This window comes from Fictibacillus phosphorivorans, assembly GCF_001629705.1.
Classification (GTDB): Bacteria; Bacillota; Bacilli; order Bacillales; family Fictibacillaceae; genus Fictibacillus; species Fictibacillus phosphorivorans_A.
This window is the reverse complement of sequence record NZ_CP015378.1, coordinates 3,034,776-3,047,759: the sequence shown is the minus strand read 5'-3', so window position 1 is coordinate 3,047,759 and position 12,984 is coordinate 3,034,776. Positions and strand designations below refer to the sequence as shown.

At 38.2% G+C, this 12,984-nt stretch carries 11 protein-coding genes; 8 read left to right on the top strand and 3 right to left on the bottom strand.

Annotated features, from left to right (window positions below):
• Positions 1-139: 139 nt before the first annotated feature.
• Complete coding sequence (gene megL / locus ABE65_RS15695; protein WP_066396848.1) at positions 140-1,318, top strand: methionine gamma-lyase; 1,179 nt, start codon at positions 140-142, stop codon at positions 1,316-1,318.
• A gap of 55 nt (positions 1,319-1,373) precedes the next feature.
• On the opposite strand, the gene ABE65_RS15690 is transcribed toward megL, so the two are convergent.
• Positions 1,374-1,859, bottom strand: coding sequence for a GAF domain-containing protein (locus ABE65_RS15690; protein WP_066396845.1), 486 nt, complete (start codon positions 1,857-1,859; stop codon positions 1,374-1,376).
• A gap of 152 nt (positions 1,860-2,011) precedes the next feature.
• Between ABE65_RS15690 and refZ the strand changes: the two genes are divergently transcribed.
• Positions 2,012-2,698 carry a forespore capture DNA-binding protein RefZ gene (gene refZ, locus ABE65_RS15685; protein WP_066396843.1) on the top strand — a complete coding sequence of 229 codons (687 nt, stop codon included), beginning with the start codon at positions 2,012-2,014 and terminating at the stop codon, positions 2,696-2,698.
• Here the strand turns inward: refZ and hisJ are convergent.
• Positions 2,663-3,496, bottom strand: coding sequence for a histidinol-phosphatase HisJ (gene hisJ, locus ABE65_RS15680; RefSeq protein ID WP_231887812.1), 834 nt, complete (start codon positions 3,494-3,496; stop codon positions 2,663-2,665). The two genes, refZ and hisJ, sit on opposite strands and share 36 nt — an antisense overlap.
• 221 nt (positions 3,497-3,717) lie before the next feature.
• Here hisJ and ezrA point away from each other — a divergent pair, with 221 nt between their 5' ends.
• The 6 genes from ezrA (at position 3,718) to ABE65_RS15650 (ending at position 12,066) form a co-directional block, all read left to right on the top strand.
• The gene (gene ezrA / locus ABE65_RS15675) at positions 3,718-5,409 is read left to right on the top strand and encodes a septation ring formation regulator EzrA (RefSeq protein WP_066396840.1); all 1,692 of its coding nucleotides are present in this window, start codon (positions 3,718-3,720) and stop codon (positions 5,407-5,409) included.
• Positions 5,410-5,579: 170 nt separating this feature from the next.
• The gene (locus ABE65_RS15670) at positions 5,580-6,722 is read left to right on the top strand and encodes a cysteine desulfurase family protein (protein ID WP_066396839.1); all 1,143 of its coding nucleotides are present in this window, start codon (positions 5,580-5,582) and stop codon (positions 6,720-6,722) included.
• Positions 6,723-6,727: 5 nt separating this feature from the next.
• Positions 6,728-7,939 carry a tRNA uracil 4-sulfurtransferase ThiI gene (gene thiI, locus ABE65_RS15665; protein WP_066396837.1) on the top strand — a complete coding sequence of 404 codons (1,212 nt, stop codon included), beginning with the start codon at positions 6,728-6,730 and terminating at the stop codon, positions 7,937-7,939.
• Positions 7,940-8,477: 538 nt separating this feature from the next.
• Positions 8,478-8,663, top strand: coding sequence for an alpha/beta-type small acid-soluble spore protein (locus tag ABE65_RS15660; protein ID WP_066396835.1), 186 nt, complete (start codon positions 8,478-8,480; stop codon positions 8,661-8,663).
• Between the two features lie 128 nt (positions 8,664-8,791).
• Entirely contained in the window at positions 8,792-10,366 is a 1,575-nt protein-coding gene (gene mbcS, locus ABE65_RS15655) for an acyl-CoA synthetase MbcS (protein WP_066396834.1), read from the top strand.
• A gap of 95 nt (positions 10,367-10,461) precedes the next feature.
• The gene (locus ABE65_RS15650) at positions 10,462-12,066 is read left to right on the top strand and encodes an amidohydrolase (protein ID WP_156499189.1); all 1,605 of its coding nucleotides are present in this window, start codon (positions 10,462-10,464) and stop codon (positions 12,064-12,066) included.
• Positions 12,067-12,117: 51 nt separating this feature from the next.
• On the opposite strand, the gene ABE65_RS15645 is transcribed toward ABE65_RS15650, so the two are convergent.
• A complete protein-coding gene (locus ABE65_RS15645; RefSeq protein ID WP_066396832.1) occupies positions 12,118-12,915 on the bottom strand; it encodes an NAD kinase in 798 nt (265 codons plus the stop codon).
• Positions 12,916-12,984 lie beyond the last annotated feature (69 nt).

Here is a 12,984-nt window from a genome sequence, read left to right as displayed (position 1 = left end):
TTTTTGCTATTTGATGTCAACCCGATCGCCATATACATGAAAACATTTTTAGGGACAAATTGTAAAAGCATTAAAATTCATATATGATATAAATAAGAAAGCGCTTACATTTTATATTGCCTTCAAAGGAGAAGTAAAAATGGATACAAAACGCTTTGAAACAGATGTGATTCATAAGGGGTATAACGCAGAGCAGCATAATGGAAGTCTAGCTCCTCCTATTTTTCAAACTTCAACTTTTGTTTTTGATAGCGCGGAAACGGGTGCTGCACGATTTGCAGGCGAGGAGGAGGGTTATATCTATTCAAGATTAAGCAATCCTACCGTTGCCATGTTAGAAGAGCGGATTGCAGCAATGGAAAAAGGGGAAAAAGGTCTAGCGTTTGGTTCGGGTATGGCAGCAGTTTCAGCTATTCTGCTCGGCTTAACGAAAACGGGAGACCATATTCTCTGTTCAGAAGGAGTATATGGGTGTACTTTTGGCTTGCTTCAGCTTATGGAAGAAAAATATCATATCACACATAATTTTCATCCGATGAACGATGAGGAATCGATACGCTCAGCGATCAATGATCATACTACAGTCATCTACATTGAATCTCCGATAAATCCTACCATGAAACTTGTTGATCTAAGTATGGTGGCAAGAATAGCAAAAGAATTTAATATTCCAGTTGTAGTCGATAATACATTTTCATCGCCATATCTTCAACGTCCACTTGAATTAGGCTGCGATATTGTTTTGCATAGTGCCACGAAATATTTGTGTGGTCACGGTGATGTAATCGGAGGTCTAGCGGTAGGGAAGCAAGAAATGATGAGTCACCTAGCAATGACGACTCAAAAGGATATTGGAGGAGTCATGTCTCCATTTGATGCTTGGCTGCTATTAAGAGGAATTAAGACTCTTCCTGTACGAATGGACCGTCATTGTGAGAATGCAAAGAAACTTGCAGACTTGTTAAAGAAACATCCTAGCGTAAATCGAGTTCTGTATCCGGGTGATCCTGATTTCCCTCAATATGAGCTTGCGAATAAACAGATGTTGAACGCTGGGGGGCTCATCAGCTTTGAGATTAAAGGAGATAAAGCCGTCGCTCAAAAATTTATGAACCATTTAAAACTCATTAAGATCGCTGTTAGTCTTGGTGATGCTGAAACACTCATCCAACATCCTGCTACAATGACACATGCTGTCGTACCTGAGGAGAATCGAATTCAGATGGGTATCAGTGATCAGCTTCTACGCTTATCGGTTGGTTTAGAAGCTTGGGAAGATATTTGGGAGGACATCAACCAAAGTTTAGATTTACTCTAATATAAAGAAGCCCTGCGCTGATGACAGCGCAGGGCTTCTTTAATGTAATGAGAATCTAGATATATCGAAGTAAAACCTCACAAAACTTTTCTAAGTTCTCTTGATCAATCTCATCAAATCTTGCTTTTTCAGGACTATCAATATCTAGAACGCCTAGCAACTTTCCATCTTTAACTAATGGGACGACGATTTCGGATTGAGAAGCTGCGTCACAAGCAATATGACCAGGGAACTCATGGACATCTTTTACGACTAACGTTTCTTGATTTTGAGCGGAAGTTCCGCATACTCCTCTTCCAAGAGGAATCCTTACACAAGCTGGAAGTCCTTGAAAGGGTCCAAGTACTAATTGGTTCGTCTCTTCTTCAAATGTATAAAAACCAACCCAGTTTACTCTGTCTAAAAATTGATTTAAAAGAGCAGATGCGTTTGCAAGGTTCGCAGTCGCATTTGTTTCACCTTCTAGTAAAGCAGAAAGTTGTTTCAATAGAAGAGAATACCCCTCATTTCTATCTGTGCTATATTGCTGAACGGAAAACATCAAGATTCCTCCAAACCTGATAAATTGTTTACTCTATCCTATCAAATAATGTTGAACTATACACTCAAAAGCCCTTATTTGTCGAGCGATTATTAAAGGTTTATGTCTCTCGCCCAAGAATTTTATACAAGAGGGAAGGACGGTGGAAGAAAATGAAGACAGATCCGATGGAAACGAAACTGAAAATAGCAGAGGCAGCGATTGCTCTTTTTACTAGTCAAGGGTTTAAAGGAACGACCATTAGACAGATAGCCAAAAAAGCAGGTGTGAACATCGCTTTAATTTCGTACCATTATGGAGGAAAGAAAGGTCTTCTAGAAGAGTTGATCACTTCATTTTTTGAAGGCTATATTAGAAGAATTGAAATCATCTATCACACATCCAGCTCTCCAACGGTTAAAGGAAGCTTTATTGAAGTAGTAGAAGCGTTATTGATCTATCAACAGCGAAACCTTCCTCTTGCACGTTTTGTATATCGGGAGATGACGCTTGATTCAACATTGGTCCGTGAACTCATGTCTACTTACTTAGTTAAGGAAAAGTACTTTTTACAAACCTTGTTCGAAAAAGGAATGAAGAAAAAAGAGTTCAGAAGGCAGCCAGTGGACTTTTTAACCATTCAATTCAAAGATATGATGATGCTTCCTTTTTTACACCCTCTTTATTTGGCTGAGGTGTATCAGATAAGTGCAGAAACAGAAACGTTCATCCAGCCATATAAAAAATGGATGATGAACTGGTTTGATAAATGTGTTTGCATCTCAGAAAGAAAAAATCCCCTACTGTCTGCTGTTCAAAAGCCTTTATTCGGCTCTATTCAGGAGAAGTGGGGAAGTTAATGTTGCTGTTGATACGAATTGATCCAATCCTTGACCGAGTCCCTTAGCGCTGTGGGCATCAGATCCATAGACAAGAGGGATTTTTCTTTTTTGTGCCTCTTTTATAATCCAATTGGATGGATATGGCTCCAAACAGTATGGCTTAACAGCACCTGCTCCATTATAATCCAGATACATATTACGTTCAGACAATACCGTTAAGATTTCTTCTACTTCATTATTATAGGAAAAATTGCTAGGAAATAGAGACTGGAATTTCTTCGCTAATGTCATATGTCCAATCCGTCTTGGCTGGTACTTTCCAAATGAATGAGTGATCGATTTTTTTACCGTCTGAAAGTATAGTGAGTAGACGGCAGAGAGGCTGCCGGATTGCTCGATCAAATCTCTAAATACGTTCTCATCATAATCCATGCAGAAGTAATTATTTTTAACCTTTAGAAAATGGACAGATAAAATGGCATCATCGAGCTCTGGCCAAACTTCTTTCAGAAACGTATTTGTCTCCTCTTCGTAGCCATCAATAAAATCGACCTCTAAACCTGTAAAAATTTCAATTTTACTTCTATAGTACTTCTTAAGTTCCCTCAAAGTATCGAAGTATTTTCCTAATTGTTCATGTGTCATGCTGCTGTCTTTCGTGGGAGCAGGATCAACAAATGTTTGAGGGAGAGGGGCATGCTCTGTAAAGGTCATACCTTTCATACCTAAAGAGATAGCTCTTTCGATATACATCTCAAACGTGTCTGTAGACCCATGAGGACAAAAGGGCGTGTGTACATGTCCATCAAAGTACAACTTTCTTACTCCTCCTTTCGACAAAATCTTCATTAAATTGGAAAAAAATTATCAGATTATGCATTTTTTTTGCGTCAAATGTTTGTTTACATGTTATCATAAAAGCATTAAACTGCAATTTTATATAATAAAAACTAAATTAGATCGTTAAAGCGATTTAAACATACGAATACATAATAAAGACAATATAGAAATTTGAACAGATAGAAAGGGTGCCTCTGATGATATACATAGTCATTGCCATCGTTACATTCCTAGCATTGATCCTGTACGGTGCCATGTCACGACGAAGGGTATATAAAGAAATAGACCGACTTGAAGCATGGAAGATGCAAATTATGAATCGCCCATTAACAGAAGAAATTTCAAAAGTTAAGGGTATGGCGATGATTGGTGAAACGGAAGAGAAGTTTGAAATGTGGCGTCAAGAATGGGATGAGATGGTAACGACTCAACTTCCTAATTTAGAAGAAGACTTGTTTGATGCCGAAGAATATACCGATAAGTACCGTTTTAAAAAAGCTAAGTCCATTTTAGCTGGTGTTAGTCAGTCATTAGATAAGATCGATATGAGGATTAAAGAGATTACTTCTGAGATCAATGAGTTAGTTACGAGTGAGGAACTAAATCGAGAAGAGATTGTTGAAGCGAAAGAAAAGCTTCAAGAAACAAAGAAATACTATTTAACACATATACGTGCTTTAGGCCAGACAGCACCCATCTTTGATAAAGAACTCGACGAGATAAAAGCTTTGTTTGAAACCTTTGAATCATTAACTGTCCAAGGAAGCCATCTAGAAGCTAGACAAAGGCTTGTAGAGAGTTTGAATCGTATCTCTGATTGTAGAACGAAGATGCAAGGTGTTCCTGAACTACTGGTGATCCTTCAATCTGATATCCCTAATTCACTTAAAGAATTAAGTACAGGTTTTACAGAGATGGAACAGCAAGGTTATGTTCTTCACCATATTGGCATTGAAAAAGAGATTAGTTCTTTAAAAGACCTTAACGATAAAGCCCTGAACAAAGTCCTTGAACTAGAGCTTGAAAGTGCTCAAAAAGATATGGATGAAACGATTCAAAAAATGGATCAGTTATATGAAATGCTTGAGAACGAAGTGCACTCCAAACAATTTGTAATGAGTGAAAGAGAAATCTTTGATACTAATATTCAAGATCTTCATGATAGAATCGAGAACTTAAAGCAAGAAACTCAAATTGTTTCTTCTACTTACTTGATCGAGCAGAACGAAGCAGAGATGCAAAAGAAGATAGAAAAACTCTTTCATAAGCTACAAAGCCGTTTCTTAATTATTGAAGATTCAATTGAAGAAAAAAGAGAATCTTATTCTGTTATTCGTGAGATGATGGAAGAGATGCAAAAGCAGATGGAAGAACTGCAGCGTTCACAGAAAGTGTATGAAGAAATGCTTCATAACTTAAGAAAAGATGAGCTTGAGACAAAACAAAGCTTAAGAGAACTTAGGAAGAAACTTCTTGAAGCGAGAAGAATGGTACAAAAGAGCAACCTTCCAGGATTACCGGAACATTACTTAATTACCATCGGGAAAGCTGAAGAATATATCATTGAAGTTTCAAAAAAACTGGATGAGAAACCTCTGGAAATGTCAGATGTCTCTTACGTACTTAACAAAGCGCATGAAGCAGTGAACGAAGGCTATGATGAAACGTCTAAGATGATTGAGAATGCTTTTTTAGCAGAGAAGCTTATTCAATACGGAAACAGGTTTAGAAGTTCTTATCAATCTGTATCTGTTCGTTTGATTGAAGCTGAGATCGCTTTTCGAAATTATCAATATGAAGATGCTCTTGAGATTGCAGCTTCTGCTATAGAAAGTGTTAGACCTGGAATCCTTAAAGAGATGGAAATTAACTTAAAATCACATGTATAAAAACTGTAAGGATTCATTTCCTGCAGTTTTTTTTTCTGTTTAGAAGAAATTTCTTCCACGGTATTAACAAAAACTAGGAGCTATGTGATAATGTGCACGATAGCTAAATTATGGTATGATAATGAAATGTGTGTTTAGAACGGTTGGAATGGAAAATTGGAGGATTCAACATGATTTATTTGGATAATAGTGCAACAACAAAACCTTATAAGGAAGTTTTGGATACGTTCGTAACGGTGTCAGAAAAGTATTTTGCCAATCCATCTTCTCTTCACTCAAAGGGAGGAGAAGCGGAAAAGTTGCTTGGGCAAGCAAGAAAGTCAATTGCTCAGTTATTGGAGGTTGCTTCATCTGAAGTGGTTTTTAACTCTGGTGGTACAGAAGGCAATAATATAGCGATTAAGGGTATAGCTTTTCAACATCAAAATCGAGGTAAACACCTTATAACCTCTTCTGTTGAGCATGCATCGAGTCATGAGTCCTTTCAATATCTAGAATCACAAGGTTTTGAAATAACGTATCTCCCAGTGGACCAAGATGGTTTGATCTCATTAGAAGATCTTGAGCGTTCGATCCGGCCAGATACGATACTTGTTTCACTTATTCATGTCAATAATGAAACAGGAACGATACAACCTATTCAAGAGATAGGTAAAATCTTGAAAGAACACCCGAAGATTTTTTTTCATGTCGACAATGTTCAAGGTGTCGGTAAGGTTGATCTTCCACTTAAAGAGTGGGGAATTGATTTATGCACCATATCTGCACATAAAATTCACGGTCTAAAAGGAAATGGTATTCTATTCGTCAAGAACGGAGTAAGTATCTCTTCTTTATTCACTGGTGGAGAACAAGAATTAAAAAAAAGAGCCGGAACTGAAAATGTTGCAGGTATTGTAGCTATGGCAAAAGCGTTAAGGTTAATTCTTCAAGAGAGTAAGGAAAAGAAAGAAAATTTATTTGAGATCAAGCAGTTCTTAATCGAAGAGTTACGTTCCATAGATGGAATTGACATCAATACTTCTATGAAGTACTCAGCTCCTCATATTATTAATTTTTCAGTGAAGGGTATCAAACCAGAAGTGCTGATCCATTCCCTTGATAAGAGAGATGTGTATGTATCTACTCGATCTGCATGCTCATCAAAACAAGGAGGAGCTAGCCGCATCCTTCTAGAGATGGGATTAGGAGAAAATCGTGCTTCAACAGCTATTCGATTGAGTACTTCCTATGGGAATTCATTGAAAGAAGCAGAAAAAGCTATAAAGGTAATTAAAGAAGAACTATTAAATATTAAAAAGGTAATGAGGTAATAAAGATGATATATGATCATTTAGTCGTACGTTATGGTGAGTTATCATTGAAAGGAAAAAACAGAAGACATTTCGAATCACAGCTATTTGAAACGGTGAAAAGAAAAATGCGACCGTTTCAAGGACTGAATATGTCAAAACATTTCGACCGAATTGTTATTGAATTAAACGGACAGTCTTACGAGCCTATCGTTAAATCACTTCAGGATATTTTCGGTATCCATTCGATTAGTTTAGCAGTAAGAGCTGAAAATGATTTAGAAGCCATTCAGAAAGCAGCGTTAATCGCTCTTAATGAAGCGATCGAAGGAAAAAAGACCTTTAAAGTTACAGGTAAACGCTCTTTAAAATCTTTCCCTGTTAATTCCATGCAGCTTAACCAAGAAGTTGGTGGATATCTCTTAAGGAACACAGAAGGCTTAACGGTAGATGTTCATAATCCGGATGTAAATGTAAAAGTGGAAGTTAAAGATACAGGAACTTACATTAGCTCTAAATCGTTTGAAGGTGCTGGCGGTCTTCCAATCGGTGTTGGCGGTAAGGCGATGCTTATGCTTTCAGGAGGAATCGACAGTCCAGTAGCGGGTTATTTGACGATGAAACGCGGCGTTCGAATTGAAGGGGTTCATTTCCATAGTCCGCCTTTTACAAGTGAACGTGCAAAGCAAAAAGTAATTGATCTGACGCAAGAGCTTACTCGCTACAGTGGGGGCAAGATCAAGCTTCATGTTGTTCCTTTTACAAAAATTCAACAAACGATCAAAGATAAGATTCCTTCTAGTTATAGCATGACGATCATGAGAAGGGTCATGCTACGAATTACTGAAAGATTAGCAGAGAACAACCATGCGATGGCTATCGCAAACGGAGAGAACCTCGGCCAAGTTGCAAGTCAAACGATGCACAGCATGTATGCGATTAATGAAGTAACAAACATGCCGATTCTTCGTCCAGTTATTACGATGGATAAGCTTGAGATCATGAATATATCGCATAGAATCGGAACATACGATATTTCAATCCGCCCTTACGAGGATTGTTGTACGATATTCTTGCCTTCTGCACCTAAGACTAAGCCGAAGCGTGAGAAAGCTATTCGTTTTGAAAAAAATATTGAGAACCTTGAAGAGTTGATTGAAGAAGCAGTTAATGATGTTGAAACGTTGATTCTTGAAGAAGGGAAATCAACGGACGAAACGTTTGATGATTTGCTCTAAAGGCATTTTTTGCGTGTTTTGTTAATATATTGTTAGTTCTTGAAAGTAGTTGATCTCCGTTTCAGGTTGCTCGCTTTCCGCGGGGCAGGCGGTGAGCCACATTCGTACGTTTCACTCTTAAGTGTCTCACCTGCCCACCTGTCCCGCAGGAGTCTCGCACCTTACACTCCAATCAACTAGTCAATGAAGAAAAGGTCAACAGAAACACGTTGATATAGCAATTTATTATTAAAGAAATTAAATTATAGCAACAAAAGTCTGCACAATGTGTAGGCTTTTTTTAATCCTCATATTTAGGACTGAAGCTTTTGCATTTGGATTGTCTCTTCTTTACAAGTTGATTGGAGGGGTGCTGAGCGGTCAGCTCAAAAGTGAGCTCACAGTTCATCCAGAAAAGCGAGCAAGTGTAATCAGAAATCAACAACTTTCAAAGCCTTCTTCATAACTAATATCCTAAAATGGCAACACACACAACAATTTCCAAGAATTGAATCGGCCATTTAGACACATCTTATTAGTACAAAGGAGGTGAAACAACATGGCAAACCAAAACCAATTAGTAGTACCAGGTGCACAACAAGCTGTAGACCAAATGAAGTATGAAATCGCTTCTGAATTCGGTGTAAACCTTGGACCAGATTCAACTGCACGTGCTAACGGATCTGTAGGTGGAGAAATCACTAAGCGTCTAGTAGCTCAAGCTCTAGGTGGATACTCTAAATAAATAGTAATGGCTAACGGAGCGGGTTGTCCCCGCTCCTTTTATTTTTGTTCATATATGACTAAATTTTAAAAATTTTCTAAAATATATTATAATGGTAAAGAACAACATGAATTGAAAGGGTGAAAGAAATGAATTTGATAGCTCCTAGCATTTATAACTTAACAGAAGAAATGGAAAAGTATGCTTTAAATCCAGAGAAAAAAGCGTTAATCTGGATGGATGAACAAGGCGTTACAGAGGAGATCACCTATAAGAACCTCCTTGACAGAGCGAATCAGATTGCGAATTCATTTGAAGAGCTTGGACTGGCTAAAGGTGATAGAGTTCTGATCATCATGCCGAGACTGATCGAAACGTATGCGGTATATATTGCTTGTTTGAAAGCTGGAATTTCTGTTATTCCATGTTCAGAAATGTTACGAGCTAAGGATCTGAGCTACCGTGTCCAACATAGTGAAGCTAAAGCGATTATTGCTGATTACCGCTTTACAGAGCAAGTTAATGAGATCAAAGACGACTTACCTACTCTTACATATAAAATCAGTGCGAACGGGGAGACAGAAAATTGGTTAAGCTTACATGCGATCACGAATAATGTAAGCGTTTCCTACAAGGCTCCTGAAACAGCAAAAGATGATATGGCTTTTTTGTCCTACACTTCTGGTACAACAGGCCAGCCTAAAGGTGTCGTACATACACACGGATGGGCATATGCTCATATTCGTACAGCTGCTAAAAGCTGGCTCAATATTTCAGAAGATGATAAGGTTTGGGCAACTGCTGGACCAGGTTGGCAGAAGTGGATCTGGAGTCCATTCTTATCAACATTAGGCACAGGTTCAACTGGTTTTGTTTATCAAGGGAAGTTCGACCCGAAAAAATATTTAACGCTTTTGCAAGATCAACAGATCTCTGTTTTATGTTGTACACCAACAGAGTATCGTTTAATGGCAAAGGTAGATAATTTGAATCAATATAAGTTACCACAACTAAGGAGCGCTGTATCCGCTGGCGAACCGTTAAACCGAGAAGTGATCGATACATTCGAAAAATACTTCAACATTAAAGTGCGTGATGGATATGGCCAAACAGAAAATACGTTATTAGTTGGTACGATGGAAGGTATGGAGATCAAGCCAGGTTCGATGGGTAAACCAACGCCTGGAAACGATGTTGACGTAATTGATGAGAACGGAAAACCTGTGGCTGCTGGAGAAGTTGGTGATATTGCGGTTCATAAAAATTGCCCTGCTCTGTTTAAAGAATATTACAAAGACCGAGATCGAACGATGATGGCTTTCCGTGGCGACTATTATGTTACGGGTGATAAAGCGAAGAAAGATGCTGAAGGTTATTTTTGGTTTGAAGGCAGAGGTGACGATATTATCATCTCATCAGGCTATACGATCGGTCCTTTTGAAGTAGAAGATGCCCTCGTAAAGCATCCTGCTGTAAAAGAATGTGCCGTAGTAGCAAGCCCGGATGAAATACGCGGTCATATTGTTAAAGCGTTTGTTGTTTTACGAGATCAAACAGCAAATAACGATGTTCTAACAAAAGAGCTTCAAGAACACGTAAAAGAACTTACGGCACCGTATAAATACCCTAGATCGATTGAATATGTGGATGATCTTCCTAAGACAACCTCAGGAAAGATCAGACGTATCGAGCTGCGTCAGTTAGAAGCATCTAAAACAAGATGATGTTTTAAAGAAAAGCAGATTCTTTATCTGCTTTTTTGTTTGGTTTTTACGTTATACTACTGTAAAAAGATGATTGGAAAAGGTGGTCAAATCAATTGGGGACGCTCTTTTTTAACGGGAAAATCTATACGATGGTTAATGAAGGTGAGCATATTGAAGCTGTTTACGTAGAAGACGGCAGAATTATTAAAACCGGCACGGAAAAAGACTTATTAGAAATGTTTAGCGAGCATATTACGAAAAAAGTTGATTTAAAAGGATATGTGATGTATCCAGGTTTTGTAGACAGTCATCTGCATTTGATCGGTCACGGTGAAAAATTGATAAAACTTGATCTTTCAGAAATGAATACTGCTGAAGAGATGGAGCATGCTTTACGAGAGAAAGCAAATAATCTTACAGCTGATGAATGGTTGCTCGGAGAAGGGTGGAATGAGAACAATTTTATCGACCGTAAGATTTTTCATAGACAAGAACTAGATGATATTTCAGGAGGACGCCCTGTACTTTTATCCAGAGTGTGTCGTCATGCATTTTTAGCTAATACGAGAGCTTTAGAATTGGCTGGTATTACAAAGGATACGATCGATCCACCAGGTGGAATTATCGTAAGAGATACTGATGGAGAAGCAACAGGGCTGTTACATGATAGTGCCGCAGAACTTGTAAAAAAAGTTGTGCCAGAAGGTTCACAGAACTATTTGAATACTGCCTTAAGGACCTCTATCAAACATTTGCTTTCACTAGGATTAACAGGAGGGCATTCGGAAGACTTAAGCTATTACGGGTATGTTGAAAGACCCTTGAGCGCTTATAAATCTGTCATTGATGGAGAAGAGATTAAGTTTCGTGCGCATCTATTGGTGCATCATGAAGCGTTTGAAGACTTCGAACATGTTAAAAAGGAATATGAGTTGCCCTTTGTAGAGTATGGAGCTTTAAAGATATTTGCTGATGGAGCTTTTGGTGGTCGAACTGCTTGGCTATCTCAACCTTACAACGATGCTCCTGAAACATCTGGTGTATCGATTCATACTGATAGTAAACTTGCCCAACTTGTTCAAAAAGCGAGAGAGCATCATATGAATGTAGCTGTACATACGATTGGTGATATGGCATTGAGACAAACGATTGAAGCGATAAAGAGCAACCCGGCAACAGAAGGCAGAGATCGTCTTATTCATGTGGGACTTGTAGATGATAATTTGATTGCTGATATGAAGCAACTACCTGTCATATTAGATTTACAACCGGGATTTGTAGCATCAGATTTTCCATGGTTGATCGAACGACTCGGTACGGATCGAATTTCAAATGCGTTTCCTTTCAGAAGATTGCTCGATGAACAATTGATTTGTGCAGGTGGCTCTGACGCTCCAATTGAACCGGTGAATCCGCTTCTGGGTATATTTGCAGCGGTTACCCGAAGAAAACCAGGAGAGCATCATGAAGGATATGTTCCAGAACAAAAATTAACGATGTTTGAAGCGATATCTTTATACACAATCGGTAGTGCCTCTGCCATCATGCAAGAGGATGTTAAAGGGATTATTAAAGAAGGATACTTCGCTGATTTTACTGTCTTAGACCGGGATCTTTTTGAAGTTTCAGAAGATGAAATCTTAGATTCAAAGGTTGTATTCACGATTGTTGACGGTGATATCGTCTATGAAAACACACAAGAGAATAACATAGCATAATTAGAAGAAAACAGCTTGCAGAAAGGATGCAAGCTGTTTTCTTTATATACCTTATAAAAAGCTTCTTTTTACTTTATGCCAGAAAGAATTGTCTTTTAATTTTACAGTCTTAATTCTTTTGCTCGTGAGCTCAAAATGTAAGGTTTCACAATGTTTAATGCTCATTGCCTCGTTGTCCATACCGATAATCGGGTAATGGCTGTTATCATGCTTGATCTTTAATGTCATCTTACGGTTATCACTGAGAATAAATGATGAACCTAGAGTGCGATAATGATTGTTATTTAATGAAGCGAGCTCACTGATTTGATAGCAGGCAAGCATCGGGTCAACAACTGCACCGCTGACTGATTTATTATAAGCCGTACTGCCTGTAGGGGTAGAAATGATCATTCCGTCACCACGAAAGGTTTCAAAATACAAATCATCAATAAAGACATCGATCTCAAGAGTTCGGATAATAGAAGAACGAAGAGAACATTCGTTTAAGCAAAAAAATGACCCTTGTCCATCAATGTTTACTGATAGAGCAGGATACTTTCTAACTTCAACTTGTTCGTTTTTCATCGCTTCAATCATACCCGCTTGATCGTCAATATGAAAATCACAATAAAATTCATTCTCGAGTGTACTGACTCCCACATACAGACAATCATCTCTGAAGCCTGTTTTACGAACTGCTTGTAAGAAGGTCCCGTCACCACCGATACTAGCAATGATGTTTGCTTCTTTTTCGTCTTCTACAACTTCGAATCCCTCTGTTATGGCTAAGGAAAGTAATGATTGGATCTTCTCTAGAGTACGTTCTTCCTTTTTGTAAAAAAAGAAAATTTTATTGCGAACAGCCATAATGCCTTCCTCCCTTAAATAAATCTGCTTCACTATTTTGTTCTGAGTCCTGCATTCGAATTCTTAATT